The sequence below is a fragment of the Streptomyces sp. RG80 genome, assembly GCF_040446465.1.
Taxonomy (GTDB): Bacteria; Actinomycetota; Actinomycetes; order Streptomycetales; family Streptomycetaceae; genus Streptomyces.
Window position 1 is genome coordinate 448,425 of record NZ_JBEAAJ010000004.1, and the last position, 25,994, is coordinate 474,418.

Below are 25,994 nucleotides of genomic sequence, written 5' to 3' on the forward strand. Positions count from 1 at the left end.
CCCGGTACACCCGGACCGACCTCGACGCGATCACCGGCGGCGCCCAGGACCCCTTCGAGGTCGCCGCGTTCGGGGTGACGGCGCGGGACAAGGACGTGCACTTCGGGGTACGGAGCGAGGGCCGGCTGGTGGCGCACGCCGGGCTGGTGGAGGTGGACGTCGAGGTCGGGGAGCGGCGGCTGCGGGTCGCCGGGCTCGGGGGTGTGGTCGTGGCGCCCGGGATGCGCGGGCACGGGCTGGCCCGGCTGGTCGTGGACACCGCCGTGGCCCATGCGCGGGGGACGGGCGCGGAGTTCGGGCTGCTGTTCTGTCTGCCGGACCGGGTGCCCCTCTACGAGCGGCTCGGGTGGCGGGTGCTGCCCGGCGGCATGCGGGTCGAGCAGCCGGGCGGGGTGATCGACCACCCACTGCGCACCATGTGGACACCGCTGGCGGAGGGTGCCGCCTGGCCCGAGGGCGCGGCGCGGTTGCGGTCACTGCCGATGTGAGGCGGGGTTGCCCGAGACCGCGCGGGTCTCCGGGGCCCCGGATGGAGCAGCCGGATCAGGCCATGCGTCCAGGGACACGGGTCAGGGCGTGCGGTCGGTGCGGCCCGCGGTGCCCGTCACCTCGCGGTGGACGGCCCAGGCGTCCGCCACCGGGCCCAGGTGTCCGAGCTTGTCGGGGTTGATCACGTTGCGGATCGTTCGGATCCGTCCGTCGAGGATGTCGAGGACCATGGTGTGGAGCACCTTGCCGTCCCGGTCGCGGAAGACGGCGCCCGGCTCGCCGTTGAGCTCCCGCGGCTCGAACGTCACGCCCGCCTCGGCCATCCGGGGGTGCACGGAGGCCAGCAGCCGGGCCACGTTCAGCGCGCCGGCGACGGCCCTGGCGAGCTGCGGGGCCTTGCCGCCGCCGTCGCCGACCAGGGACACCTCGGCGGCGAGCAGATGCTGGAGGCCGTCGACGTCGCCCTCGCGCAGGGCGTCGAAGAAGCGTGCGGCCAGTCGCTCGCGCTCCTTGCGGTCGGCCTCGAAGCGGGGGCGGCCCTCGGCCATGTGCCGGCGTGCCCGCACCACCAGTTGGCGGCACGCGGCCTCCGAGCGCCCGACCGCCGCCGCGATCTCGGGGAAGCCGAAGTCGAAGACGTCCCGCAGCACGAACACCGCCCGCTCCAGCGGGCTGAGCCGCTCCAGCAGCAACAGGGCCGCCGTCGACACCGAGTCCGCCAGTTCCGCCGACCGCTCCGGGTCCTGGTAGGGGTCGGTGAGCAGCGGCTCGGGGAACCACGGACCGACGTAGGCCTCGCGGCGGACGCGGGCGGAGCGCAGGACGTTGATCGAGACCCGGGTCACAGCGGTCGAGAGGTAGGCCCGGACCGAGTCGGGTTCGGTGGCGGAGGCCTCGTAGCGCAGCCAGGTCTCCTGGACGGCGTCCTCGGCCTCGCCGACGCTGCCCAGGATCCGGTAGGCGAGGGAGAACAGCAGCGGCCGCAGCTCCTGGAACTCCTCGGCCCTGGTCATGCCCGTGCCCCCCTGGCCGACAGTGTTCTCGGCCCCTCGGCCGACGGCGTTCCCGGTCCCTCGTCAGCCGGTGAAGGCCTCGGGACCGAAGCGGCCCCACGCGATGAACACCGCGAGTACGAGGTAGACCGCGTTCAGTGCCACGAACCGCGCTTCGCCGAGCCGACCGTGAGTGATCATCGCACCGACCATCAGCAGGGTCCAGCAGACCGCGGTCACCGGCACCAGCGCCGGGGCGACGCCGGTCACGGCCGGCAGCACCAGACCGACGGCGGCGAGGAGTTCGAGGACCCCGAGCCCCTTGACGAAGCGGTCGCCGTGGCTGGCGGTCCATGCCCCGCCGTCGGCCACGGCCAGCTTCTCCCGGGGCACGAACGTCTTGGTGACACCGCCGGCCAGGGCGACCGCGGCGAGCAGTCCGGTGCCGATCCACAGGGCGAGATTCATCCTGAACTCCTTGGGTGAGTGGGCGAGGTGTCCCGTCACCCCTGGGACAAGACGGCGGCGGCGCCTGTGACATCGCCGGGCTCACGGATCGCACGAACGGCGAAGCCCCCCGCGCCGGGAGTGGCGCGGGGGGCTTCGGAGTGCCGCGAGGACCTACTTGACCGGCTCCGGCTCCGGTTCGTTCTCCGTCTCCGCCACGTCCTCGGGGTCCACCGGCGTCTTCACGGACTCCAGCAGCAGCTGGGCCACGTCGACGACCGTGACGGACTCCTTGGCCTTGCCCTCGTTCTTCTTGCCGTTGACCGAGTCGGTCAGCATGACCAGGCAGAACGGGCAGGCGGTGGAGACGATGTCCGGGTTGAGGGACAGAGCCTCGTCGACGCGCTCGTTGTTGATGCGCTTGCCGATCCGCTCCTCCATCCACATCCGCGCGCCACCGGCGCCACAGCAGAAGCCGCGCTCCTTGTGGCGGTGCATCTCCTGCTGGCGCAGGCCCGGGACGGCCGACATGATCTCGCGCGGGGGCGTGTAGATCTTGTTGTGACGGCCCAGGTAGCACGGGTCGTGGTAGGTGATGAGGCCCTCGACCGGGGTCACCGGGAGCAGCTTGCCCTCGTCGATGAGGTGCTGGAGCAGCTGGGTGTGGTGGATGGTCTCGTAGTCGCCGCCGAGCTGCGGGTACTCGTTGCCGATGGTGTTCAGGCAGTGCGGGCAGGTGGCGACGATCTTCTTCGCCGACCGCGGCTTCTTCGTCGACTCGTCCTCGTCGTCCTCGCCGAACGCCATGTTCAGCGCGGCGACGTTCTCCATGCCGAGCTCCTGGAACAGCGGCTCGTTGCCGAGGCGGCGGGCCGAGTCACCGGTGCACTTCTCGTCGCCGCCCATGATCGCGAACTTGACGCCCGCGATGTGCAGCAGCTCCGCGAAGGCCTTGGTGGTCTTCTTGGCGCGGTCCTCGAGGGAGCCGGCGCAGCCGACCCAGTACAGGTACTCGACCTCGGAGAGGTCCTCGATGTCCTTGCCGACGACCGGCACCTCGAAGTCGAGCTCCTTGAGCCACTCGAGGCGCTGCTTCTTGGCCAGGCCCCAGGGGTTGCCCTTCTTCTCCAGGTTCTTGAGCATCGTGCCCGCCTCGGACGGGAACGCGGACTCGATCATCACCTGGTAGCGGCGCATGTCGACGATGTGGTCGACGTGCTCGATGTCGACGGGGCACTGCTCGACACAGGCGCCGCAGGTGGTGCAGGACCACAGGACGTCCGGGTCGATGACGCCGTTCTCTTCGAGGGTGCCGATCAGCGGGCGCTCGGCCTCGGCCAGGGCCGCGGCGGGCACGCCGGCCAGCTGCTCCTCGGAGGCCTTCTCCTCGCCCTCCATGGTCTTGCCGCCGCCCGCCAGCAGGTAGGGCGCCTTGGCGTGCGAGTGGTCCCGCAGCGACATGATGAGGAGCTTGGGGGAGAGCGGCTTGCCGGTGTTCCAGGCCGGGCACTGGGACTGGCAGCGACCGCACTCGGTGCAGGTCGAGAAGTCCAGCAGGCCCTTCCAGGAGAACTGCTCGACCTGGGAGACGCCGAAGACGTCGTCCTCACCCGGGTCGGTGAAGTCGATCGGCTTGCCGCCCGACGTCATCGGCTGGAGGCCGCCGAGGGCGGTGGCGCCGTCCGCGTTGCGCTTGAACCAGATGTTCGGGAACGCCAGGAACCGGTGCCAGGCCACGCTCATGTTGGCGTTGACCGAGACGACGATCATCCAGATGAACGAGACGGAGACCTTGATCCCGGCGAACAGGTAGACCAGCGTCTGGAGCGTGGAGACGTCGAGCTCGCGGAACGCGGCGACCAGCGGGTACGAGGCGAAGAACGCGGCCTCGTAGTGGTCCACGTGGTGCAGCGCGCCCTCAAGACCGCGCAGCACGTAGATCACGATGCCGATGGTGAGGATGACGTACTCGACGAAGTACGCCTGCCAGGCCTTGGAGCCCGCGAAGCGGGACTTGCGGCCGGGGCGGGAGGGCAGGTTCAGCAGGCGGATCGCGATGAGCACCGCGATGCCCAGGCCGGTCATCACGGTGATGAACTCGACGTACATCTCCCAGGGCAGGAACCCGCCGATGATCGGCAGGGTGAAGTCCGCCTGGAAGAGCTGGCCCATCGCCTGGCCCAGGATCGGGATCAGGGTCAGGAAGCCGATCGCCACGAACCAGTGGGCGACGCCCACGATCCCCCAGCGGTTCATCCGGGTGTGACCGAGGAACTCCTTCACCAGCGTCACGCTGCGCTGGTAGGGGTTGTCGATCCGGGTGCCGGCGGGCAGTGGCTGGCCGAGCATGAAAAACCGGACGAACTGGGCGATGACGCGTGCGAACAGTGCCACACCGACCACGGTCAGGACCAGCGACACGATGATCGCGGCGAGTTGCATGTCGGGGCTCCTCGGGCCTGCGATGGGGTTCTTCGAGTGGGATGGAACGAGATTACTAAGCGGTAACTTATGTAGCCCTCTGAGGCTACCCCCATCATCAATCGCACTGTAGCCAGCCGTGCAGTGATCTGTGTCGCTGAGGGTTGCCTTAAGAACCGACCGTGTTATTCGTACCAAATTGGTACATTCACACCTAATTTAGAGCTGTGCTCTACGGAATCATCGCCGCCACGACCGCCCTGCTCCTTTCCGCCGTCCTCACCGCGCTGCTCCGGGCGGCCGCGCTGCGCCTGGGGATCGCCGACCGGCGACGGCAGCGGACCCTTCCGCTGTTCGGGGGTGTGGCCGTCGCGCTCACCAGCTGTCTGGTGGCGACCGTCGGGGACCGCACGGGCTTCGCCCCCCTCGGCGCCGGCGTCGGCGAACTGCTCGTCGCCGGTGCCGCCGTGGCCGCGCTGGGCCTGTTCGCGGACGTACGGCGGGTCAAACCGCGCGTGCTGGTCGCCGGTACGGCGGTGGCGGCGGCCTGTGTCGTGCCGTACGAGGAGACCGGCGTCCCCGGCGGGCTGCTCGCCGTCGGCTGGATCGTCTTCGTCGCCCTGGGGCTCAGGGCCCTCGACCACGCCGACGGCCTCGCCGGGACCGTCGGGGTGGTCACCGCCTTCGGGGCCGGGGCCTGTGCGGCCGTCGAGGTGATGGACGGGCTCGCGGTGCTGCTGAGTGTGCTGGCCGCCGCGCTGACCGGGTTCCTCATGCACAACTGGCCGCCCGCGCGCGTGGGGCTCGGCGCGTGCGGGTCGCTGTTCACCGGGTTCCTCCTCGCCTCGGCGGCCGTGGTGACCCGGGCCGGGTACGGACTCGGCTCCACCGCGGCGGTGTTCGGGGCGCTCACCGTGGTCATCGGCGCCGACGTCCTGCTCGTGGTGGTGTCCCGGCGGCTCTCCGGCAGGAGCGGCCCCGACCATCTCGCGCACCGGCTGCGGCGGCTCGGGCTGACCCCGCAGGGCGCGGCGGTCCTTCTCGGTGCGGCCGCCTTCTCCGGGGTACTCGTCGCGGTCCTGGTGCACCTCGGATGGGTCGGCCCGACCGGGGCGCTCTGGGTGGCGGGCGGCGCCCTGATCGTCGTACTGGGACTGCTGCGCATCAAGCCCTCCAGCACACCTCGACCTGTGTCACCGCAGGTCAGGGGCCAGTTGCGTGTAAGGAACGGATAAGAGTTGAGTCCCCGCGACTCAGGTCTGTTGACCGAGCCGGGGACGTCATGCACACTTGAGTCCGTTCCACTCAAGTCAGCTGGAGGAAATCACCATGGCACGTGCGGTCGGCATCGACCTGGGCACGACTAACTCCGTCGTCAGCGTTCTCGAAGGCGGCGAGCCCACCGTCATCACCAACGCCGAGGGTGCCAGGACCACGCCGTCCGTCGTCGCCTTCGCGAAGAACGGTGAGGTGCTGGTCGGCGAGGTCGCCAAGCGCCAGGCGGTCACCAACGTGGACCGGACCATCCGCTCGGTGAAGCGCCACATGGGCACCGACTGGAAGGTCGAGCTCGACGGGAAGCCCTTCAACCCGCAGCAGATGTCCGCGTTCATCCTGCAGAAGCTGAAGCGGGACGCCGAGGCCTACCTGGGCGAGAAGGTGACCGACGCGGTCATCACCGTCCCGGCGTACTTCAACGACTCCGAGCGCCAGGCGACGAAGGAAGCCGGCGAGATCGCCGGTCTCAACGTCCTTCGTATCGTCAACGAGCCCACCGCGGCCGCGCTCGCCTACGGCCTCGACAAGGACGACCAGACGATCCTCGTCTTCGACCTCGGTGGCGGCACCTTCGACGTGTCCCTCCTGGAGATCGGCGACGGCGTCGTCGAGGTGAAGGCCACCAACGGTGACAACCACCTCGGTGGTGACGACTGGGACCAGCGCGTCGTCGACTACCTGGTGCAGCAGTTCAAGTCCGGTCACGGCGTGGACCTCGCCAAGGACAAGATGGCCCTCCAGCGCCTCCGCGAGGCCGCCGAGAAGGCCAAGATCGAGCTGTCCTCGTCCACCGAGACCTCGATCAACCTGCCCTACATCACCGCCTCCGCCGAGGGCCCGCTGCACCTGGACGAGAAGCTCACCCGGGCTCAGTTCCAGCAGCTGACCGCGGACCTCCTCGAGCGCTGCAAGACCCCGTTCTTCAACGTCATGAAGGACGCCGGCGTCTCCATCAACGAGATCGACCATGTCGTCCTCGTCGGTGGCTCCACCCGGATGCCCGCCGTCGCCGAGCTGGTGCGCGAGCTGACCGGTGGCAAGGACGCCAACAAGGGCGTCAACCCGGACGAGGTCGTCGCCATCGGCGCCGCCCTCCAGGCCGGTGTCCTCAAGGGTGAGGTCAAGGACGTCCTGCTCCTCGACGTGACCCCGCTGTCCCTCGGTATCGAGACCAAGGGCGGCATCATGACCAAGCTCATCGAGCGGAACACGACGATCCCGACCAAGCGGTCCGAGATCTTCACCACCGCCGAGGACAACCAGCCCTCCGTGCAGATCCAGGTCTACCAGGGCGAGCGCGAGATCGCGGCGTACAACAAGAAGCTCGGGATGTTCGAGCTCACCGGTCTGCCGCCGGCCCCGCGCGGTGTCCCGCAGATCGAGGTCGCCTTCGACATCGACGCCAACGGCATCATGCACGTGACCGCGAAGGACCTCGGCACGGGCAAGGAGCAGAAGATGACCGTCACCGGTGGCTCCTCGCTGCCGAAGGACGAGGTCAACCGGATGCGCGAAGAGGCCGAGAAGTACGCGGAGGAGGACCACGCCCGCCGCGAGGCCGCCGAGTCCCGCAACCAGGGCGAGCAGCTCGTCTACCAGACGGAGAAGTTCCTCAAGGACAACGAGGAGAAGGTCCCCGGCGAGGTCAAGACCGAGGTCGAGGCCGCCGTCGAGGAGCTGAAGACCGCGCTCAAGGGCGAGGACACCGCCGAGATCCGCACCGCCACCGAGAAGGTCGCGGCCGTCTCGCAGAAGGTCGGCCAGGCCATGTACGCCGACGCCCAGGCCGGACAGGCCGCCGGTGGCGCCGACGCCGGTGCCCCGCAGGACAAGGCCGACGACGACGTCGTGGACGCCGAGATCGTCGACGACGAGCGCAAGGACGGTGCCGCGTGACCGAGGAGACCCCGGGCTTCGAGGAGAAGCCCGACGTCCCCTCCGGCGCGACCCCCGACGACGCCGAGCCGAAGGCCGCCACCTCCTCCTCGGAGGCGGGGGCGGCCCCGGCCGGGGACGCAACAGCACAGATCGCCGGTCTGACGGCCCAGCTGGACCAGGCCCGCAAGGCGCTCGAAGAGCGCACCGCGGACCTCCAGCGGCTCCAGGCCGAGTTCCAGAACTACCGCCGCCGCGTGGAGCGGGACCGGATCACGGTCAAGGAGATCGCCGTCGCGAACCTCCTGACCGAACTCCTGCCCGTGCTCGACGACATCGGCCGCGCCCGGGACCACGGGGAGTTCGTCGGCGGATTCAAGTCCGTCGGGGAGTCCCTGGAGACCGTCGCGGCGAAGATGGGTCTTCAGCAGTTCGGCAAGGAGGGCGAGCCCTTCGACCCGACGATCCACGAGGCCCTGATGCACAGCTACGCACCGGACGTCACCGAGACGACCTGCGTCGCGATCCTCCAGCCGGGGTATCGCATCGGCGAGCGCACCATCCGCCCCGCGCGGGTGGCCGTCGCCGAACCGCAGCCGGGCGCGCAGACGGTCAAGGCCGAGGGGGCCGACGAGGCCCCGGCGGCCGGCGACGACAAGGACAGCGGCCCTGAGGAGGGCTGAGGTCACAGCGACTGAGCGGAACCGCGGAAAGGGGGCGCGTCGAGGATGAGCACCAAGGACTTCATCGAGAAGGACTACTACAAGGTCCTCGGCGTCCCCAAGGACGCCACCGAGGCCGAGATCAAGAAGGCGTACCGCAAACTCGCCCGCGAGTTCCACCCGGACGCCAACAAGGGCAACGCCAAGGCGGAGGAGCGCTTCAAGGAGATCTCCGAGGCGAACGACATCCTCGGTGACCCCAAGAAGCGCAAGGAGTACGACGAGGCCCGCGCGCTCTTCGGCAACGGCGGCTTCCGCCCGGGGCCGGGCGCGGGCGGCGGCTCGTTCAACTTCGACCTGGGCGACCTCTTCGGAGGCGGCGCCCAGGGCGGTGGCGGCCAGGGTTCCGGCGGCTTCGGCGGCGGGATCGGCGACGTCTTCGGCGGTCTGTTCAACCGCGGCGGCACGGGCACGACCCGTACCCAGCCCCGGCGCGGCCAGGACATCGACACCGAGGTCACGCTGAGCTTCACCGAGGCCATCGAGGGCGCCACGGTCCCGTTGCGGATGTCCTCGCAGTCCCCCTGCAAGGCCTGCTCCGGCACCGGCGACAAGAACGGCACGCCGCGCGTGTGCCCGACCTGTGTCGGCACCGGGCAGGTGGCCCGGGGTTCGGGAGGCGGCTTCTCGCTGACCGACCCGTGCCCGGACTGCAAGGGCCGCGGTCTGATGGCCGAGCACCCCTGCCTCGAGTGCAAGGGCAGCGGCCGCGCCAAGTCCTCCCGGACGATGCAGGTCCGCATCCCCGCCGGGGTCACCGACAGCCAGCGCATCCGGCTGCGCGGCAAGGGCGCACCGGGCGAGCGCGGCGGCCCGGCCGGCGACCTGTACGTCACCGTGCACGTCGACGCCCACCCGGTCTTCGGCCGCAAGGGCGACAACCTCACGGTCACGGTCCCGGTGACCTTCACCGAGGCGGCTCTCGGCGGCGAGGTCAGGGTCCCCACCCTGGGCGGCCCCGCCGTGACGCTGAAGCTGCCGCCGGGCACCCCCAACGGCCGCACCATGCGCGCCCGGGGCAAGGGCGCGATCCGCAAGGACGGCACCCGCGGCGACCTCCTGGTCACCGTCGAGGTGAGTGTCCCGACGGATCTGACGGGGAAGGCTCGTGACGCACTCGAGGCGTATCGCGAGGCGACCGCGGGCGAGGACCCGCGGGCGGAGCTGTTCCAGGCGGCGAAGGGAGCTTGATCGAGATGGACGGCCGTCGACGCAATCCGTATGAACTGACCGAGGAGACCCCGGTCTACGTCATCTCGGTGGCGGCCCAGCTCTCGGGCCTGCACCCGCAGACCCTGCGCCAGTACGACCGGCTCGGCCTGGTCTCCCCGGACCGCACCGCGGGCCGGGGCCGGCGCTACTCGGCCCGTGACATCGAACTGCTGCGCACCGTCCAGCAGTTGTCGCAGGACGAGGGCATCAACCTCGCCGGCATCAAGCGCATCATCGAGCTGGAGAACCAGGTCGCCGCGCTCCAGTCCCGGCTCGCCGAGATGGAGTCGGCCCTGGAGGGCGCCGCGGCGGCGATGCGCCAGCGGGAGGCGGCGGTGCACGCCTCGTACCGCCGTGACCTGGTGCCGTATCAGGAGGTCCAGCAGACCAGCGCGTTGGTGGTGTGGCGGCCGAAGGGCCGGCAGGACTGACACAGGCATGCGGAAGGGGCCCGGAGGACGAACCTCCGGGCCCCTTCCGTATGCACGCTCTTGTCAGGGTGCCAGGGCCACCCAGGCGTCGCCGGGCTCGGACTCGGTGCCGTCGGCGCGCACGGCGGTCACCCAGTAGAAGTGGGTGGCGCCGGTGGCGGCCGTGGTGTCCGTGTACGAGGTGCCGGTGACCGGGTCGGCGGTCAGGGGCTCGTAGGCGGCGGTGGCCGGGTTCCAGCGGTGGACGCGGTAACCGGTGATGTCGCTCCCGTGGTACCCGCTGGAGAGCTTCCAGGTCAGGTCGACGCCGTCGGCACCGGCCTGGGCGCTCACGTCGACCAGCCAGTCCTGCGGCGTCTGGACGCTCGGCCGCAGGTCGAGCTCGGTGACGGTGGTGGACACCATCTTGTCGGCCGTCGTGTAGTTGGAGTTGCCCGAGGTGTCCACGGCGTCCACGAAGTAGGTGTGGTCCTCGCCGTCCTGGAGGTTCGCCGAGTCGACGAGCCGGCTGGTGCCCGCCTGCACCGTCCCCACGTGCGTGTAGTCGGTCCCGTCGTCCACCGTGCTGAGCCGGAACACGTTGTACCGGGCGAGGTCGTCGACCGGGCTGTCGTCCCAGTCCAGGACCGTGCCGTACGTGGTGGCGGTGGCCGTGAACCCGGTGACGAGCGGCGGGGCGGTGCCGTCGCCGTAGCCGTGGGAGATGGTCTGCGAGGGGGCCGACTCCCGGCCGAGCGCGTCGACGGTCGTCACCCAGTACACGTAGAACCCGTCGTTCGGGCTCGGTACGACGGTGGTGTCGGTGCAGGTGTAGCTGTACTTGGTGCCGTAGGCGGTGTCGGTGAGCTTCGGGTCGCAGGGCACCACCTGGGAGTCGACGACGTCGAACGTGCCGGTGGCCTCGTCGAAGCGGCGCTCCTCGCGGTGCACCCGGAACTCGGCCGGGGCGTACGGCGACACTTCCCAGCGCAGATCGACGCCGCCGCCGTCCTCCGCCCGGTTCTCCGTCTTCCAGAAGTACGGCACCGCGAGCGGCCTCGCGACCGACACCACCGACGAGTAAGCGGTGTTGCCCGCCGCGTCCGACACCGCGACCTTGTAGTAGGAGGTCTCCCCGTACGGGGCGCCGGCATCGGTCGCCGAGTTGCCCCAAGGCCCCCTGACCTCGGTGAAGGGCCCGTCGGGCGAGGGGGCCCGCAACAGCCGGGTCGTCTCCGCCCCCTCGGACATCCACCACAGGGACACCCCGAGGAGGGCCGAGCCCTCGTCGGCCTTCAGATCGCGGACGGTCGGCGCGATCCGGTCCACCGTGGTGACCAGCTGATCGGCCGTGCCCGTGGAGACGTTGCCGGCCTTGTCGTAGGCCCGGACCTCGTAGTAGTACGCGTCGCCCGACCGCGGCAGCCAGTCGGTGTACGACGTCGACGACGTCGACGAGGTCGTCGTCAGCGGTGTGCTGCCGAAGGACGTGCCCTTGAGGCGCCGGTAGACCTGGTACCCGGCGAGGTCCATCTCCTTGTTCTTGGCCCAGGTCAGCTTGGCCTTGCCGGTCGCCGAGTCGTACGAGACCGAGGTGCCTGTCGGTGTGAGCGGCTTGACGGTGTCGACGGTGGCCGACGTCCTGGGCGTGTAGCCGAACTTGACCTTGGCGGAGCCGGTCCAGTTGACGTAGTCGACGCGGAGGGTGTGCTTGCCCTTGGGGATCGTGACGTTGACGGTCTTGGAGACCGTGGTGGAGGTGTTCTTCCACAGGTCGATCTTGCGGGCGCCGGTGGTGCCGGGGTCGAGGTAGACCCGGATGCCGTCGAGGCCGGAGGCGCTGAAGGAGAACGGGCCGCCGGAGCCGAAGTCGCGGGTGACGGACCAGCGGACGCCGAAGTTGTTCGACGGCAGCCCGGACACGGGTGCCCCGCTCCAGCTCTGGTCGATCGCGGAGTCGCAGTCCGTCTTCTTCGGGGTGCCGGAGAAGGTGGTGTTCGCGAAGAACTGCCGCTTGAACACCGGGGACGTGCAGGTGGTCGCGGCGGACGCGGACGGCGTGAGCGTGAGCAGGGTGCCCGCGGTGGTGAGCACGACGGCGGTCGCGGTGGCCGCGGTCGTGCGTCTGGCTGGGTTCATCGGTTCCTTCGGTGCTGATCGTCGACGGCAGACAGAACCGTCGACGATCAGGACCGGCCGGACCGGCGTTTGGTTGTACGGCCAGGTCAGGGAATCAGATCGCCGATCCCGTCGACCGCCGAGGCCCACAGGGGCTCCGCGCCCGTGCCGAACGCGGCGGCCAGCGCGTAGCCGAGCGCCGCGTCCGTCGCGTCCGGCTTGGCGGTCGGCCGCCAGTCGGCCGTCACCCGGCCGTCGCCCCTGGAGGCGAAGGAGCCCAGCCGCTGCCCGTTCCGCAGCAGCCGGCTGGCCGTCATCGAGTGCGGCACCAGCCGCCACAGGTGCCCGCGGTGCCGCACGTCCACCCGGTACGACCTGCGGATCAGCCGCCCCCTGCCGGGCGCCAGCGCGGCCCCCTCGCCGTCGACGGTGAGGGTCAGCAGACCGGCCTTCCGGGTGCCGACGGGGACCTCCTCGTTGGTGGCCTTGGTACCGGTGGCACGCCTCAGCACGACCCGGGGAATCGTCTGCCCCTCGACCTCGACCACACCGCCGCCGGTCTCCAGACGGACGGTCAGCGGGCCGAACAGGCTGTCGGTGACGAGGGTTTCGGCAAGGGGCATGAGGGCTCCTCGTGGGGTCTCAGGCAGTGGGCGCGGTGGCCGCCCAGTCGCCGGCCGGCACGGACTCGGTGCCGTCCGCGGCCAGGGTGGTCACCCAGTAGAAGGACGTGGTGCCGCGCTGAGCGCCGGTGTCGTAGTAGTCGGTGGCACCGGTGCCGAGGTCGGCGATCTTCTCGTAGGTCTCGGTGGCGGGGTTCCAGCGGTAGACGCGGTAACCGGTCGTCTCCTGGGCACTGGCGCTCCAGTTCCAGTCGAGGTGGGTTCCCTCGTCGCCCTCGGCCGCCGTCGCGTCCAGCTCCAGCGGGGAGCCCTCGGGGGTCGCGACGCTCGGCGTCATGTCGAGCTCCGTCGCCGTCACGATGTTGACGTCGCCGTTCGTCTTCCAGGCGGACCACCAGTTGTCGTCGTAGGCGTCCACGAACAGGCAGGCCTCCTCTCCGTCGGGCAGGGTCGCGTACTCGTACGACGTGGTGTCCGCGGACAGCCACTCGACCTCGTGGACGGAGCAGACCTTCTCCTCGTCGTCGCCCAGGAGTTCACCCCGGTAGACGACGTACCGCCCCAGATCGGTTGCCGGGTTCGGGTCCCAGGTCAGCGAGAAGCCGTACGCGGTCGGTGTGACCGCGAGCCCGGTCACCGCGGGCGGCGCGGTGGTGTCGGGGCGGGTGGCCGTGACGGCGCCGGAGCGGGCGGACTCGTTGCCGGCCGCGTCGAGGGCGCTCACCCGGTAGGTGTAGGAGCTCTCCTCGGCCGCCGAGGCGTCCAGGTACGAGGCCGTGGTCGGGTTCCCGACCGCGGTGTACGAGGTGCTTCCGCTCGGCGCCCGGTACACGCGGTACGACGCCGCTCCGGCGACCGCGGTCCACTCGATCTGGATGCCGGACAACGACAGGGAGGTGTCGAGACCGGTGGGCACGGCGGGCGCGGTGCGGTCGACGGTGGTGACGGGCTGGTCCGCCGTACCCGCCGACTCGTTGCCGGCCTTGTCGTGGGCGCGGATCTCGTAGTGGTAGGTCGCGCCGGTCACCGGGAGGGTGGTGTCGGTGTACGAGGTGGCCGTGGTCGTGCTCAGCCGCGTCCAGGTGTCGGCGGTACGCCGGTAGACCCGGTACCCGGCGAGGTCCATCTCCTTGTTCTTCGCCCAGGTCAGCGTGGCCTTGCCGGTGACCTTGTCGTACGCCACCGAAGTCCCGGTCGGGACCAGGGGCTTGACGGTGTCGACGGTGGCCGACGTCCTGGGCGTGTAGCCGAACTTGACCTTGGCGCTGCCGGTCCAGTTGACGTAGTCGACGCGGAGGGTGTGCTTGCCCTTGGGGATCGTGACGTTGACGGTCTTGGAGACCGTGGTGGAGGTGTTCTTCCACAGGTCGATCTTGCGGGCGCCGGTGGTGCCGGGGTCGAGGTAGACCCGGATGCCGTCGAGGCCGGCGGCGCTGAAGGAGAACGGGCCGCCGGAGCCGAAGTCGCGGGTGACGGACCAGCGGACGCCGAAGTTGTTCGACGGCAGCCCGGACGCGGGGGCGCCGCTCCAGCTCTGGTCGATCGCGGAGTCGCAGTCCGTCTTCTTCGGGGTGCCGGAGAAGGTGGTGTTCGCGAAGAACTGCCGCTTGAACACCGGGGACGTGCAGGTCGTCGCGGCGGAGGCGGCGGGCACGGCGACGGCCGTGAGGAGGCCGCCCGCGGTGGCGAGCACGACAGCCGTCGCCGTCGTACGTCTGGCTGGATTCATTCGATCCTCTGATCGGGACAGGAACGGCAGAGGGAAGCCGTCACGATCACGACTCGTGAGGATTGGCGTTGGTTGTACGGATCTTTGCCTTCGCAGGGACTCCCGTTGAAGGAGAGTCCGTAACGGGCGTTTGCAGATGATTCCGTGATGTCTTCACAAGTCGAGCGGAGAGTTGCGTTGCCCACTCGTTAAGTCATTCCGCTTGACGCTGGGGGCCGGTGCCGCGTTGGCTTTTGAGTCATCTGGGTCGCAATGCTGCGCCCGCGTCCGAAAATGGCACCAGAAGTGAGCTCCTCAATGCGTCGTACCGCTATATGCGTGGCCGTGTCCTCGATGGCCCTCTCGCTGACCGCCTGCGGGGCGCTGGGAGTCTCGGGAGGCAGCGCCGACGCGAGCCCCACCAAGGGCGACGACGTGACGGTGGGCGTGCTGATGCCGGAGAAGACGAACACGCGGTACGAGAACTTCGACTACCCGATCATCCAGAAGAAAGTCGCCGAGCTCACCGACAAGAAGGGCAAGACGGTCTACGCCAACGGCGAGGCCGACGCCGACAAGCAGGCGAGCCAGATGCAGCAGATGATCGACGACCAGGTCGACGTGATCCTGCTGGACGCCGTGGACTCGAAGGCCATCGCCCCCGAGGTGAGGAAGGCCAAGGACGCGGGGATCCCCGTCATCGCCTACGACCGTCTCGCCGAGGGCCCGATCGACGCGTACGTCTCCTTCGACAACGAACTCGTCGGCGAGGTGCAGGGCCGCACCCTCGTGGAGGCCCTGGGCTCGGGGATCGACACCTCCGACAAGATCGTGATGATCAACGGCTCGCCCTCCGACCCGAACGCCGGTCAGTTCAAGGCGGGCGCGCTCTCCGAGCTCAACGGCAAGGTGACGATCGCAGAGAAGTACGACGTCGACGGCTGGAAGCCGGAGATCGCCAAGAAGGACATGGCCGAGGCGATCGAGTCGATCGGCAAGGACAACATCGCCGCCGTCTACTCCGCCAACGACGCCATGGCCGAGACCGCCATCGAGGCCATGAAGGAGGCGGGCATGACAACGCTGCCGCCGATCACCGGCCAGGACGCGGAACTGAAGGCCGTGCAGCGGATCGTCTCCGGCGAGCAGTACATGAGCGTGTACAAGTCCTACCCGCTGGAGGCCGAGGCCGCCGCGGAGATGGCCGTGGCCAAGATCCAGGGCAAGGACATCCTGTTCGACTCCCTCACCCAGGACCGGGTCGACAGCCCCACGGACAAGCAGATCCCGGCGCAGCTGGTTTCGGTGTCCGCGCTGACGAAGAACAACATCAAGAGCACGGTCGTCGCCGACGGCATCTTCACCGTGAAGCAGATCTGCACCGCCAAGTACGCGGCGGCCTGCGCGGCCATCAAGTTGAAGTAGCGGCTGTCAAGTCGCAGTGGCCGCCATCAGGTTGAAGTAGCCGCCGCCCCTTCCGTGCCGGGCTTCATGGGGATCAGGACTCCGTCGGGCGCCCGCCCGATCGGCTTGGTGCTCATGAAGCCGGACGGGTCGTTGTCGCCCGAGACACGCAGTCCGGTGACCGTCGCGTCCTTGGGGACGTCGTACCAGAGCTCGACCTCCATCAGGGTGTGGCCGCCGAGCTTCACGGTGTCCGACTGGCGGCGCACCGCCATCGCGAAGGAGTCGGGCCGGGCCCGGTCCCCGCTGACGCCCGCGACGCGCTGCCGGGCCGACTCGTAGGTGTGGTAGTTCGGGTCCCGGTTCTCCACCCGCAGCCGGGCGGCGCAGAACTGCCCCTGCGGTGGCGCGTCCGCGTGCGATCCCGTCACTCCGGTGATCCCGCAGTTCAGCGACAGCAGGGTGAAGGTGAGGTGCCCGTCCTTGTGGGAGCGGGGCGGATCCGTGCCCTCGCCGTCCCCGCCGCAGCCCGCCGTGAGCGGCAGTGCGAGCAGGGCCAGGAGGCTGAGCGGGCGGCGCGCTGTGGGCATAGGGGCGATTGTGCGCCCCGGGTGGGGAGAAGTGAACGTTCTGGGCTCTTCGGTCCGTGGGACGCGTGCGCGGTAAAGCCAAGATCAAGAACTGGTCTAGGATCGCGGGCTGTCATGTCTCGAACACGGGGAAGAGCACGGGGGAAGAACATGCCGCTCACCAAGGGGAGCCGGGTGCGCACGCGGGCCGCGGTCGCCGGTCTGTCGCTGTCCATGGCGTCCATGGCACTGCTGACGGGCTGCGGCGGTGACGACACGGAGTCCGCCACCGGCGGCAAGGACACCGAAGCCGCCGGGAAGCCCGCGGCGAGCGGCCCGGCGTACCGTGGCGCCGCCCTGCCCGGCTACGCCCCCAAGGCCGCCTGGAGCCTGCCCACGGACAACCGCGAGCTCGGTGTCCTGGACCTCGGTCAGGTGCTGCTGTTCGCCAAGGACGCGAGCGGGGAGTACCTCACCGACGCCACCGTGGACGGCGAGCCCGACGACGTCAACCGCGTCCTGTTCTCCTCCGACGAGCCGGAGAAGCTCACGCTGGAGTTCCGGGACGCCAGGACCGGCGCGGTCACCAAGAGCCTCGCGGTGACCGCGCAGTCGGTCGAGGGCGTCACCTGGAAGGACGGCACCCCGGCGATCGCCGTCGGCACGTCCGCGACGAAGGAGTCCGACGGTCTGACCCAGGAGGAGACGACCACCTCGGCGACCCTGTACTCCGTCGAGGGCACCGAGCTGGGCGAGACGTCCGGCTACGAGTTCGGCCACATCGTCGCCGGACACGCCGTCTCCGCGGCCGACGCGACCCTGACCCTCACCCCGGTCGGCGGCGGCACCGCCCGCACGGTCCCCTGCAACGGCGACGACGACGCCGAGTGCGACTTCGACGCCGAGACGGGCATCGCGAGCGGCGACAAGACCTTCGCCCCGGTGATCACGGGTGGCTACTACCCGGGCTTCGAGGCGGCCGGCAACTACGACTACGACCCCTCCGACGTCACCCTCAACGACCTGACCACCGGCAAGCAGGTCTGGTCCTCCGCCGACGCCGAGGTGCCCAAGGGGGTCGTCCTCGAGGACGGCGAACCGGCGGACCGCACGATCCGGATCGTGAAGGTCACCGACGGCAAGGTCCTGGTCGCCTGGAAGAAGGACATCGGCCTCAGCCCCACCACCCAGGTCTACGCCTGGTACGACCTCACGAGCGGCGCCCTGACCGCGTCCTACGAGGGCGGCCAGCTCGTCGTGTACTCGGCCGACGGCTCGCTCGCCGCTCTGGACAAGAGCGAGTTCGACACCGGCTTCGACGGCACGGCGGTCTGGAAGACGGCCGACGGCACCCGTCTGTGGGCCCAGGAGGAGGGCGAGAACGCCCTCGACCCGATCCGCTTCTCCGGCAACGGCGAGGTGCTGTACGGCAGCACCGGGGACGGCGAGCTGGCCGTGGACGTCAAGACCCGCAAGGTGCTCGCGAAGGACCTGACCGCCGTCCCGGCCGTCAACACGGCGACCGGGTACGGGTATCTGGCCACGGAGGACGGCTTCTTCGCCTTCGCACCGGAGTAGTCGGGACGCGGGGCCGGGACGCGGGGCCGGGTTCCGCCGCCCGGCCCCGCCCATCACCTTCCTTGCCCGGCACCTTCCTCGCGGAGCCCGTTTCACGCCACCCGCGTGAACTCCACCGTCACCTCCGGCGGGCCGCCGGGCACGCCCCGGTAGATGCCCTTGTGGGGCGTCACGTCGTCGTAGTCCCGGCCGCGCCCCACAACCACGTGCGACTCGTCGGCGCGCGTCCGGTTGGTCGGGTCGTAGCCGCACCAGTCGCCCGCCCAGTACTCGATCCAGGCATGGCTCTGGCCCGCGACCGGCCGGTGCAGCTCCGCCTCCCGCTCGGGGTGGAGATAGCCGGAGACGTACCGGGCGGGCAGGCCCACGCCCCGCAGCAGGCCGAGGGTGAGATGGGTGATGTCCTGGCAGACGCCGGCGCCCTGCTCCCAGGCCTCGGCGGCGGAGGTGTTCACGCTCGTGGCGCCGGGCAGGTAGGAGACCCGGTCGGCGACCAGCGCGGACACGGCGACGGCGGCCTCGTGCGGGCCGAGTCCGGCCGCGGCCCTGCGTGCCTTCTTCACGAGCTTCGCGGGGACGGTCGTACGGCCTGTGGGGCCGGCGAACTCCAACAGGCGGGAGTTCACGGTCCGTTCGGCCACCTCCTCCCACGTGGGGGCGGTCGGCAGCGGCTCCGGCGGGGACGTCTCGACCAGGCTGGAGGCCGTGATCGTGAGGTCGGCGTGGGGGTCCATCAGGTCGAAGCCGGTGACCTGGGTGCCCCAGTAGTCCCAGTACGACCAGGTCGCGGTCGCCGGGGTGACGGTGACCCGGGAGTCCAGTGTGGTCTGACCCGGCAGCGTCAGCGGGGTCATCCGGACCTCGTTGTGCGAGGAGACGGCGGCCTGGGCGTACGAGACGCGGGTGATGTGCCGGATACGGAGGCGACTGGTCATGTCAGGCTCCTTCCTGGGCCCACTCGACGGGCCCCTGGTACGGGAAGAACCGCTCCGCCACCGCCTCCGCCGAGGCCATGCAGGCCTGCTGCAAGTCGCCCAGCAGGGCCGGGAGTTGATCCTCCAGGGCGTGCGAGTCGAGGTACTCCAGGCGGGTGCGCAGGCGGCCGATCGGGCGGCGCGCCGGGTCCTGGCGGGGGCGGCCGAGGGCGCTGAGGCACTCCTCCGCGGTGGTCAGCGCGTGCAGTGCCGAGCGCGGGAAGCCCCGGTCCAGGAGCAGGAATTCGGCCACCCGCGCGTTGTCGCCGAAACCGCTGTGCACGCGCGCGTACGCCTCGTCGGCGCCGGACGCGCTCAGCAGTGTCGTCCAGTCCGGCGCGTGCGCGGCGTCCAGCACCCGCACGGACAGCAGCCGTACGGTCATGTCCACCCGCTCCAGGCTGCGGCCGAGGACCACGAACCGCCAGCTGTCGTCCCGGCTCATCGTGGAGTCGGCGAGCCCGAAGAACAGCGCGGCACGCGCGCGTACCAGCTCCAGATAGGCGTAGGGGCCTGTCCGCCGGGCCGCGCGCCGCCGGTCGGCGAGTGCGTGCCAGGTCGAGTTGAGGCACTCCCACATCTCCGAGGAGACGGCCTCACGGGCGCTGCGGGCGTTCAGCCGTGCCGCGCCCAGCGCGCCCTCGATCGAGCAGGTCGAGCGGGCGTCGAAGGCGAGCTGGTCCAGGACCTGCTGCATGTCGACGCGCTCGTCGCCCGCGTCGACGCCGAGGATCGCGTACAGCGACCGGCAGGCCGCGTCCTCGTCGCGCCAGGGGTCCTCCAGCATGCGGTGCAGATAGGCGTCGAGGATGCGCCCGGTGGCGTCCGCCCGCTCGACATACCGCCCGGTCCAGGTCAGCGCCTCGGCTATCCGGGAGAGGATCACGTCGCTCACTGCTGCTGTCCTCCTTCCTGTACGACGGTGGGGGTGCCGTCGGGCCCCAGCTGGCGCGGGGCGACGCCGGGCAGCGCCCCGGAGCTCTCCGGCTCGGGCGTCCGCGCCGGCCCCTCGGCGAGGACCCAGGTGTCCTTGGAGCCGCCGCCCTGGCTGGAGTTGACGATCAGGTTGCCCTCCTGGAGGGCGACGCGGGTGAGCCCGCCGGGCAGGACCCAGATGTCGTCGCCGTCGTTGACGGCGAAGGGCCTGAGGTCGATGTGGCGGGGAGCCATGCGCTCGCCGGCGAGGGTGGGGGAGGTGGACAGCGCGACGGGCCGCTGGGCGATGAAGCCGCGCGGGTCGGCGACGACGGCCTTCCTGGTCCTGTCCAGGGTCTCCTTGTCCGCCTTGGGTCCGATGACGATGCCCTGGCCGCCGGCCCCGTCGACGGGCTTGATGACGAGCTGGTCGATCTGGTCGAGGACGGCGTCCAACTGCCCCGGCTCGTCCGGCCGGAAGGACTCGACGTTGGGCAGCACGGGCTCCTCGCCGAGGTAGTACCGGATCAGGTCGGGGACGTAGGTGTAGAGCAGCTTGTCGTCCGCGACGCCGTTGCCCACCGCGTTGGCGAGGGTGACGTTGCCCGCCATGGCCGCGCTCATGATCCCCGGGCAGCCGATCACCGAGTCGGGCCTGAAGTGCAGCGGGTCGAGGAAGTCGTCGTCGAGGCGCCGGTATACGACATGGACGGGCACCTCACCCCGGGTCGTCCGCATCCACACCCGGTTGTTCCGGCACACCAGATCATGCCCCTCGACGAGCTGTACGCCCATCAGCCGGGCCAGCAGGGCGTGTTCGAAGTAGGCCGCGTTGCTGGGCCCGGGGGTGAGCACGACGACCCGGGGATCCTGGGTGCCCCCGGGGGCGGCGGCCCGCAGCGCGGAGAGGAGCCGCTGCCCGTACCCGTCGACGGGCAGGACGTGCTGCTCGGCGAAGAGGGAGGGGAAGACCCGGGTCATGGCCCTGCGGTTCTCGATGACGTACGAGACCCCGCTGGGCACCCGCACGTTGTCCTCCAGCACCCGGAAGTCCCCGGCCTCGTCCCGTACGAGGTCGATCCCGGCGACGTGGATCCGTACCCCGCCGGGTGGCTCGACCCCGTGGGCGGCCCGGTGGAAATGGGGGGAGTTGAGCAGCAGCCGCCAGGGCACGACACCGTCCTCGAAGGCCCGGCAGTGCCCGTAGGCGTCGGCGAGATAGGCCTCCAGGGCCCGCACCCGCTGACTCACCCCGCGTTGTATGAGATCCCATTCGAGGCCGTCGAGGATCCTGGGCACGAGATCCAGCGGCCAGGGTCGCTCCTCGCCCGCGAAGGCGTAGGTCACGCCCCGGTCGGTGAACGCCCGGGCCATCTGGTCGGCGCGGAAGCGCAGTTCACTCGGCTCGATCGGCTGAAGGGCAGCCAGCACCGGCTCATAGGCGGTCCTGACCTCACCCGGCCGCACAAACATCTCGTCCCACGCGTCGGCCAACGCGTACGCGTCAAATATGTCCGCCATGAGGGGACGTTAGAGGCGATACGTAACGAGGCGATCACCCACGGATTTCCGGCAGTGCACGCGGAGAGCCGGATTCCCTTTGCGGAGGCCTTCTGTGGATAGGGCCCACCAGCATCAGCTTGTTGCAACTCGACGGGCGGAGGCGCGGATAATCAGGGGCATACCGGCGGTTTCCCTCGGTCACGGCAGGGGGAGCCGTGTTGCGGAGCAGGTCCGGTCCGCGCATAGTTGCGGAGCCGTAGGGGTGTGTCCGTGCCACAAGCGCGCGCACGCCGGGCAGCGAGAGGCTGGAACCGGGGGTGGGCTGGGCGATGGCCGGGCACGCGACGGATGAGCATCCACACGGTGCTGACCGACTGTGTGAGGCCGGGGACCGGGTGTATTCCCGGGCCGTACGGCGGGGCCGCGTACCCCGGGACGACGCCGAACCGGTCCCGTGCCTGCTGGAACTGGCCCTGCTGCACCCCGATCCGGACGACATGGACTGGTTGGTTCCGACGTCTCCGCAAGAGGTCATGACACGGCTGTTGCGCGGTGTCTACGACGAGGTGAGCTCCAGCCAGCAGCGGATGGGGTCGGCCGTGGCCGCCTTCGAGTGGTACGCCGGCCTCGGCACGCAGCGCCAGTCGTCGGCCGCCGAGAGCTCCGCGATCCGGGTCCTGGACGGCCTCTCCCGGATCCAGGCCGCGATGGACGCGGCGACGGAGGCCTGTACGTCGGAGGTGCTGACCGTCCAGCCGGGCGGCATCCGCCCCGAACACGAACTGACCGAGGGCCTGCACCGGGCCCTGGCGCTGCGCGGCCGGGGCGTACGGATGCGGGACCTCTACACACACGTGGCCCGGCACGGCCAGGGGCTGCTGAACTACCTGGAGCTGATGGGCGACACGGTCCAGGCCAGGACACTGGACGAGGTCATCGACCGCCTCATCCTCTTCGACCGCACGGTCGCCTTCATCCCCGCCAACGCGGACCGCACCCTGGCGCTGGAGCTACGGCATCCGGCGCTGGTGGAATACCTGGGTACGGTCTTCGAAAGGCTCTGGCGCCTGGCGATCCCCCTGACGGCTCCGCTCCCCGACACCGGCATAGAGGGCATCTCCCACCGGGAACAGTCCATCGCGGCTCTGCTGGCGGAGGGCCACCAGGACGCGGTGATCGCGGAGCGGCTGGGCATAAGCGTCCGCACCTGCCGGGCCCATATCGCCCGGCTGTCGGAGACCCTGGGCGCGGCCAGCCGCACCCAACTGGGCGTCCGTATCGCCCAGGTGGGCCTGGACGGCCCCCGGGACGCGAGACACCCCCTCAGCCTTCCGGAGCAAGGATCCCCGACTGCCCGATGAGGTAGCCGAGTTGGGCGCGGCTCTCGCTGCCGAGGGTGGCGGCGAGTTTGGCTATGTGTTCGCGGGCGGTGCGGACGTTCATGCCGAGGCGGTCGGCGATGACGGCGTCGGTGTGACCTTCGATGAGCAGCGCGGCTATGGCGCGCTGGCGTGGGGTGATGCCGTTGAGGGCGGGCGGCTGCACCGCCTGCGGGTACATGGGGGTGGCCAGGCGCCAGAGGCGGTCGAAGGTGGTGGTGAAGAAGGCGAGCAGGGCGGGATGACGGACCTCGAGGGCGAGGGTGCGGTCCTTACTGGCGGGGATGAAGGCGACCGCGTCGTCGACGACTATGAGTTTGTCGGTGACTTCGTCCAGGGTGCGGGCCTCGGCGTCGCCTCGCAGCTGCTCGTAGCGGGCGATCACGGCGGGGGAGTGGCGGACCGTGTGCTGGTACAGGGTCCGGATGCGGCCGCCGCGATCGAGCAGAGCCTGGTCGCGACGGAGTGAGAACGCCAGTCGCTCCGCCGTGTCCTGCCCTCTGCGCGGTTGGATCGCGAGGAGTTCGCCCGAGGCGTTCGCCATGGCCTGCTCGATGGCCAGGTTGATCCGGTCGAAACCGCTGAGGACGTTGATCAGGGGAGTATCGGCCACCGCCGTCCCGCCACTGCCCAGCGTCATGAGCGGCTCGAACGTCTCCGCCAGCCACTCCTCTCGCCGCCGCGCGTCCGCGATGCGGTCCTCGACACCGCGCAGCAGCCGGTGCAGGGCGGAGGCCGGGGCGATGGGCCGCAGCCGGCTCGGGTCGGCGACGTCCGGCCGCAGCAGCCCGAGATCGACCAGGCAGGGGACCGCCTCGGCGGCGGCGCTGCTCACGACACCTTCGCGCAGGGCACGCTCGTACAGCTCCACCCCTGCGGCACACAGGTCTTCGGCGCCGTGGTGCGGATGCGGTGGCAGCGCGTTCATTCCGAGACCTCCTCCTGCCCGGGCATCCCTTCACGGACCTCCTCCGCCGTGCGCCTGCGCCCCTCGGTCATGAGTGGCCGGACCCTCCCGCGTGGTCCTGGTCCAGGATTCCCGACTGCGCGATCAGGAAGCCGAGTTGGGCGCGGCTGCCGCTGCCGAGGGCCGCGGCCAGTTTGGCGATGTGGGCTCGGCAGGTGCGGACGTTCATACCGAGACGCCGGGCGATGGCCTCGTCGACGTGGCCTTCGATCAGGAGCTTGGCGATGGAGTGCTGTACGCCGGTGATGCCCTCGGGCGTCGCCTCGTACGGCACCACGTCCGTGAGCGGGGTGGCCCGCTGCCAGAGCTGTTCGAAGACCTTGATGAGGTATTGCACGAGACCGGGGTGGCGCAGCTCCAGGGCCACCGTCCGGTCGTCCTGGGCGGGGATGAAGGCGACCGTCGAGTCGCAGATGATGAGCCGCTCGATGAGTTCCTCCAGCGTGCGGATCTCGACTCGGGCGCCGGCCATCTGGTCCATGTACGCATAGGTGCTCTGGCTGTGGCGGACCGTGTGCTGGTAGAGGGTCCGCATGGAGATGCCCCGCTCGATGAGGGGCTTGCTGCGTTTGAGGGCCTGGCTGAGGATGTGTTCCGGCCTGCTGCCGCCGGGCTGGACGGTCAGCACTTCGGTCTCGGCCTCGGCGATGGCCACATCCAGGGCCGCGTGGATACGGTCGATTCCCTCCAGCACGGTGATCGCGTGTGTCGTGGCGGGTTTCTGGGCGCTCATGTCGAGGAAGGGTTGGAAAGCCTCGGACAGGTCCAGGGTGATCCGACGGCGGTCCTGGATCTCGCGCTCCAGTGGCTGGAGCTGCTGCGCGAGCACGACGGACGGGGGAACCGGCCGCAGCCACTGGGCGTCGTCCGGATCAGGGTGGAGCAGTGCGAACTCCAGCAGACACGGTGCGAACTCGACCTCGTCACGCGAGACCCGGCCGGAGCTCAGCGCGCTGGCATAAAGACGCGCGCCTTCGGCACAAAGGTCGGCTATGCCATGAGGATGTGTCTCTTTTGTGCGCTTCATGGGTAAATCTCCACCCCCCAGGGTCCTGAACGTGCAGGAACATGATGCATCTCGCGTGTGGCATTGACGTGCCTGAATGAGCCATCGTCTTGTTGCACGGGGGAGAGGAAGCCATCAAGTGAGGACGAAGCCGACCATGAAAAAGAGAATGCTTCGCTCGGTGCTTGCCACTGCCTTCGTAGTCGCGCTGGCCAGTGGCGCGGCTGGTTCTCTTGGCGACGTTGGCTGGAGTGCGCCGGTCGATCAGACGAACGCCACGGCCCAGGACGTCGGATGGGTGGTTCAGGCCGCTCCCGGCGACGTCGGCTGGGGTGCTGCCACTGCCACCGGTACACAAGACGTGGGCTGGTAGGCGGAATCATGACCACTCCTCCCGACGACCGCTCCTTCCGACGCGAAATGGCCACGGCCTACCGCTCCGGCTGGCACTTCATCGACCTGGTCACCGCGATCCCCCACGCCGGTGACTCGTTGATGGTGACCGTCTTCGGAGAGCCGGTCGTGGTGACGCGGGACGAGGACGAGGACGTCCGGGCGTACCGGTGTCTGCGGCGGCCTCGGGGGGCGCCGCAGCCTGTGCGGTGTGCCATCCGGTACGGAATGATCTTTGTGAATCTTGACCAACGAGACCACCGGCTGGTGGAACCTGAATCCCCCACCCATCGGGCCATCCCAGCCACCCCCCGCAGTGCCTGACGCGATTCCCCCGTCGTAACAGATCGCGCAGGTGCTTCCCCCCGCAGCGGCGTCACCGTGACCTGAACACGGTGACGCCGCTGCAGTTTCCGGGGACATTTCCGGGTATCCACCCAATCCGTCGCTGGCCGAAAAAGATCGCTCACGCGTTTTCATCCCATACCCAGCGCCCGGGTCACCTCGATCTCGATCACCACCCGTGAAGGATTCGGCCGCGGCTCGCGCTCGTACCGCTGCGCGTACCGCCGCTCCGCCTCCGCGACCCGCTCCGGCTCCGTGCGGACCCGCGCCCGCCCCTCCAGTGTGGCCCAGCGCCGGCCCGCCGTCTGGCAGACGGCCACCCGCGCCCCTTCCGGCCCGGCCGCGAGCACGTTGCGCACCTTCCGGCTCGATCCGTTCGTGATCACCCGAGCGAGTCCGGCCTCGGCGTCGTATGTCACTCCGACGGGCACGACGTGCGGGCTGCCGTCCGGGCGGAGGGTCGTCAGTGTGCACAGGTGCCGCTCCCGCCAGAAGCTGAGGTACGGCTCCGGGAGGGCCGCGAGGTCCTGGGTACGCGTTGTCATGGCCGGAAGGTAGTCCCTCCACGCCTCCCCACCGCACCTTGAGTGGAATAGACTCAACTTTGTGTACGTTGGATGAGTCAGGCCATGGAGAGCCGCCGACACCGAGGAGGAGTACGGACAC

Annotated in this window: 23 protein-coding genes; 10 read left to right on the forward strand and 13 right to left on the reverse strand. The window is 69.9% G+C overall.

Annotated features, from left to right (window positions below):
* Positions 1-74: 74 nt before the first annotated feature.
* Complete coding sequence (locus ABKA17_RS16180) at positions 75-488, forward strand: GNAT family N-acetyltransferase (RefSeq protein WP_353693009.1); 414 nt, start codon at positions 75-77, stop codon at positions 486-488.
* Positions 489-569: 81 nt separating this feature from the next.
* On the opposite strand, the gene ABKA17_RS16185 is transcribed toward ABKA17_RS16180, so the two are convergent.
* The 3 genes from ABKA17_RS16185 to ABKA17_RS16195 all read right to left on the reverse strand — a co-directional run bounded on the left by ABKA17_RS16185 (position 570) and on the right by ABKA17_RS16195 (position 4,370).
* Entirely contained in the window at positions 570-1,502 is a 933-nt protein-coding gene (locus tag ABKA17_RS16185) for an RNA polymerase sigma-70 factor (protein ID WP_353692736.1), read from the reverse strand.
* A gap of 63 nt (positions 1,503-1,565) precedes the next feature.
* The gene (locus ABKA17_RS16190) at positions 1,566-1,949 is read right to left on the reverse strand and encodes a DoxX family protein (RefSeq protein ID WP_353692737.1); all 384 of its coding nucleotides are present in this window, start codon (positions 1,947-1,949) and stop codon (positions 1,566-1,568) included.
* Positions 1,950-2,102: 153 nt separating this feature from the next.
* Positions 2,103-4,370: a (Fe-S)-binding protein gene (locus tag ABKA17_RS16195; protein ID WP_353692738.1), complete on the reverse strand. Its 2,268-nt coding sequence runs from the start codon at positions 4,368-4,370 to the stop codon at positions 2,103-2,105.
* Positions 4,371-4,576: 206 nt separating this feature from the next.
* Here ABKA17_RS16195 and ABKA17_RS16200 point away from each other — a divergent pair, with 206 nt between their 5' ends.
* The 5 genes from ABKA17_RS16200 (at position 4,577) to ABKA17_RS16220 (ending at position 9,867) form a co-directional block, all read left to right on the forward strand.
* Entirely contained in the window at positions 4,577-5,584 is a 1,008-nt protein-coding gene (locus tag ABKA17_RS16200; protein WP_353692739.1) for an MraY family glycosyltransferase, read from the forward strand.
* Positions 5,585-5,678: 94 nt separating this feature from the next.
* A complete protein-coding gene (gene dnaK / locus ABKA17_RS16205; protein WP_353692740.1) occupies positions 5,679-7,523 on the forward strand; it encodes a molecular chaperone DnaK in 1,845 nt (614 codons plus the stop codon).
* Positions 7,520-8,185, forward strand: a complete 666-nt coding sequence (gene grpE, locus ABKA17_RS16210; RefSeq protein ID WP_353692741.1) for a nucleotide exchange factor GrpE — start codon at positions 7,520-7,522, stop codon at positions 8,183-8,185. The genes dnaK and grpE overlap by 4 nt, the downstream gene beginning before the upstream one ends.
* A gap of 45 nt (positions 8,186-8,230) precedes the next feature.
* A complete protein-coding gene (gene dnaJ, locus ABKA17_RS16215; RefSeq protein ID WP_353692742.1) occupies positions 8,231-9,415 on the forward strand; it encodes a molecular chaperone DnaJ in 1,185 nt (394 codons plus the stop codon).
* Positions 9,416-9,420: 5 nt separating this feature from the next.
* Positions 9,421-9,867, forward strand: coding sequence for a heat shock protein transcriptional repressor HspR (locus tag ABKA17_RS16220; RefSeq protein ID WP_353692743.1), 447 nt, complete (start codon positions 9,421-9,423; stop codon positions 9,865-9,867).
* 63 nt (positions 9,868-9,930) lie between these two features.
* On the opposite strand, the gene ABKA17_RS16225 is transcribed toward ABKA17_RS16220, so the two are convergent.
* The 3 genes from ABKA17_RS16225 to ABKA17_RS16235 form a co-directional block, all read right to left on the reverse strand.
* Positions 9,931-11,985: an Ig-like domain repeat protein gene (locus ABKA17_RS16225; RefSeq protein ID WP_353692744.1), complete on the reverse strand. Its 2,055-nt coding sequence runs from the start codon at positions 11,983-11,985 to the stop codon at positions 9,931-9,933.
* Between the two features lie 86 nt (positions 11,986-12,071).
* Entirely contained in the window at positions 12,072-12,587 is a 516-nt protein-coding gene (locus tag ABKA17_RS16230) for a hypothetical protein (protein WP_353692745.1), read from the reverse strand.
* A 19-nt stretch (positions 12,588-12,606) separates the two neighbouring features.
* A complete protein-coding gene (locus tag ABKA17_RS16235; RefSeq protein ID WP_353692746.1) occupies positions 12,607-14,316 on the reverse strand; it encodes a fibronectin type III domain-containing protein in 1,710 nt (569 codons plus the stop codon).
* 297 nt (positions 14,317-14,613) lie between these two features.
* Here ABKA17_RS16235 and ABKA17_RS16240 point away from each other — a divergent pair, with 297 nt between their 5' ends.
* Complete coding sequence (locus ABKA17_RS16240; RefSeq protein WP_353692747.1) at positions 14,614-15,720, forward strand: substrate-binding domain-containing protein; 1,107 nt, start codon at positions 14,614-14,616, stop codon at positions 15,718-15,720.
* A gap of 26 nt (positions 15,721-15,746) precedes the next feature.
* Here ABKA17_RS16240 and ABKA17_RS16245 read toward each other — a convergent pair whose 3' ends face one another.
* Positions 15,747-16,289: a hypothetical protein gene (locus ABKA17_RS16245; protein ID WP_353692748.1), complete on the reverse strand. Its 543-nt coding sequence runs from the start codon at positions 16,287-16,289 to the stop codon at positions 15,747-15,749.
* A 150-nt stretch (positions 16,290-16,439) separates the two neighbouring features.
* Between ABKA17_RS16245 and ABKA17_RS16250 the strand changes: the two genes are divergently transcribed.
* Positions 16,440-17,846: a PQQ-binding-like beta-propeller repeat protein gene (locus ABKA17_RS16250; protein ID WP_353692749.1), complete on the forward strand. Its 1,407-nt coding sequence runs from the start codon at positions 16,440-16,442 to the stop codon at positions 17,844-17,846.
* 92 nt (positions 17,847-17,938) lie between these two features.
* Here the strand turns inward: ABKA17_RS16250 and ABKA17_RS16255 are convergent, their stop codons facing one another.
* Genes ABKA17_RS16255 through ABKA17_RS16265 form a run of 3 tightly spaced genes read right to left on the reverse strand, consistent with a single transcriptional unit; the run spans position 17,939 to position 21,256 of the window.
* A complete protein-coding gene (locus ABKA17_RS16255; RefSeq protein WP_353692750.1) occupies positions 17,939-18,781 on the reverse strand; it encodes a transglutaminase family protein in 843 nt (280 codons plus the stop codon).
* 1 nt (position 18,782) lies between these two features.
* Positions 18,783-19,715 carry an alpha-E domain-containing protein gene (locus ABKA17_RS16260; RefSeq protein ID WP_353692751.1) on the reverse strand — a complete coding sequence of 311 codons (933 nt, stop codon included), beginning with the start codon at positions 19,713-19,715 and terminating at the stop codon, positions 18,783-18,785.
* A complete protein-coding gene (locus ABKA17_RS16265) occupies positions 19,712-21,256 on the reverse strand; it encodes a circularly permuted type 2 ATP-grasp protein (protein WP_353692752.1) in 1,545 nt (514 codons plus the stop codon). The genes ABKA17_RS16260 and ABKA17_RS16265 overlap by 4 nt, the downstream gene beginning before the upstream one ends.
* 311 nt (positions 21,257-21,567) lie before the next feature.
* On the opposite strand from ABKA17_RS16265, the gene ABKA17_RS16270 reads away from it, so the two are divergent.
* Entirely contained in the window at positions 21,568-22,599 is a 1,032-nt protein-coding gene (locus ABKA17_RS16270) for a helix-turn-helix transcriptional regulator (protein WP_353692753.1), read from the forward strand.
* Here ABKA17_RS16270 and ABKA17_RS16275 read toward each other — a convergent pair.
* Positions 22,562-23,545, reverse strand: coding sequence for a helix-turn-helix transcriptional regulator (locus ABKA17_RS16275; RefSeq protein ID WP_353692754.1), 984 nt, complete (start codon positions 23,543-23,545; stop codon positions 22,562-22,564). The genes ABKA17_RS16270 and ABKA17_RS16275 overlap by 38 nt on opposite strands.
* Before the next feature lie 67 nt (positions 23,546-23,612).
* Positions 23,613-24,611 (reverse strand): helix-turn-helix transcriptional regulator, encoded by a 999-nt coding sequence (locus tag ABKA17_RS16280; protein WP_353692755.1) that lies wholly within the window; start codon positions 24,609-24,611, stop codon positions 23,613-23,615.
* 360 nt (positions 24,612-24,971) lie between these two features.
* Here ABKA17_RS16280 and ABKA17_RS16285 point away from each other — a divergent pair, with 360 nt between their 5' ends.
* Complete coding sequence (locus ABKA17_RS16285) at positions 24,972-25,307, forward strand: hypothetical protein (protein ID WP_353692756.1); 336 nt, start codon at positions 24,972-24,974, stop codon at positions 25,305-25,307.
* Between the two features lie 152 nt (positions 25,308-25,459).
* On the opposite strand, the gene ABKA17_RS16290 is transcribed toward ABKA17_RS16285, so the two are convergent.
* Complete coding sequence (locus ABKA17_RS16290) at positions 25,460-25,873, reverse strand: pyridoxamine 5'-phosphate oxidase family protein (protein WP_353692757.1); 414 nt, start codon at positions 25,871-25,873, stop codon at positions 25,460-25,462.
* Positions 25,874-25,994: the final 121 nt, after the last annotated feature.

Excerpts from the sequence above, each read along its gene's own strand:
- ABKA17_RS16185 (WP_353692736.1), bottom strand. The coding sequence starts at position 1,502 with ATGACCAGGGCCGAGGAGTTCCAGGAGCTGCGGCCGCTGCTGTTCTCC.
- ABKA17_RS16190 (WP_353692737.1), bottom strand. The coding sequence starts at position 1,949 with ATGAATCTCGCCCTGTGGATCGGCACCGGACTGCTCGCCGCGGTCGCC.
- ABKA17_RS16195 (WP_353692738.1), bottom strand. The coding sequence starts at position 4,370 with ATGCAACTCGCCGCGATCATCGTGTCGCTGGTCCTGACCGTGGTCGGT.
- dnaK (WP_353692740.1), top strand. The coding sequence starts at position 5,679 with ATGGCACGTGCGGTCGGCATCGACCTGGGCACGACTAACTCCGTCGTC.
- dnaJ (WP_353692742.1), top strand. The coding sequence starts at position 8,231 with ATGAGCACCAAGGACTTCATCGAGAAGGACTACTACAAGGTCCTCGGC.
- ABKA17_RS16220 (WP_353692743.1), top strand. The coding sequence starts at position 9,421 with ATGGACGGCCGTCGACGCAATCCGTATGAACTGACCGAGGAGACCCCG.
- ABKA17_RS16225 (WP_353692744.1), bottom strand. The coding sequence starts at position 11,985 with ATGAACCCAGCCAGACGCACGACCGCGGCCACCGCGACCGCCGTCGTG.
- ABKA17_RS16230 (WP_353692745.1), bottom strand. The coding sequence starts at position 12,587 with ATGCCCCTTGCCGAAACCCTCGTCACCGACAGCCTGTTCGGCCCGCTG.
- ABKA17_RS16235 (WP_353692746.1), bottom strand. The coding sequence starts at position 14,316 with ATGAATCCAGCCAGACGTACGACGGCGACGGCTGTCGTGCTCGCCACC.
- ABKA17_RS16240 (WP_353692747.1), top strand. The coding sequence starts at position 14,614 with ATGCGTCGTACCGCTATATGCGTGGCCGTGTCCTCGATGGCCCTCTCG.
- ABKA17_RS16245 (WP_353692748.1), bottom strand. The coding sequence starts at position 16,289 with ATGCCCACAGCGCGCCGCCCGCTCAGCCTCCTGGCCCTGCTCGCACTG.
- ABKA17_RS16250 (WP_353692749.1), top strand. The coding sequence starts at position 16,440 with ATGCCGCTCACCAAGGGGAGCCGGGTGCGCACGCGGGCCGCGGTCGCC.
- ABKA17_RS16255 (WP_353692750.1), bottom strand. The coding sequence starts at position 18,781 with ATGACCAGTCGCCTCCGTATCCGGCACATCACCCGCGTCTCGTACGCC.
- ABKA17_RS16265 (WP_353692752.1), bottom strand. The coding sequence starts at position 21,256 with ATGGCGGACATATTTGACGCGTACGCGTTGGCCGACGCGTGGGACGAG.
- ABKA17_RS16270 (WP_353692753.1), top strand. The coding sequence starts at position 21,568 with ATGGCCGGGCACGCGACGGATGAGCATCCACACGGTGCTGACCGACTG.
- ABKA17_RS16275 (WP_353692754.1), bottom strand. The coding sequence starts at position 23,545 with ATGAACGCGCTGCCACCGCATCCGCACCACGGCGCCGAAGACCTGTGT.
- ABKA17_RS16280 (WP_353692755.1), bottom strand. The coding sequence starts at position 24,611 with ATGAAGCGCACAAAAGAGACACATCCTCATGGCATAGCCGACCTTTGT.
- ABKA17_RS16285 (WP_353692756.1), top strand. The coding sequence starts at position 24,972 with ATGACCACTCCTCCCGACGACCGCTCCTTCCGACGCGAAATGGCCACG.
- ABKA17_RS16290 (WP_353692757.1), bottom strand. The coding sequence starts at position 25,873 with ATGACAACGCGTACCCAGGACCTCGCGGCCCTCCCGGAGCCGTACCTC.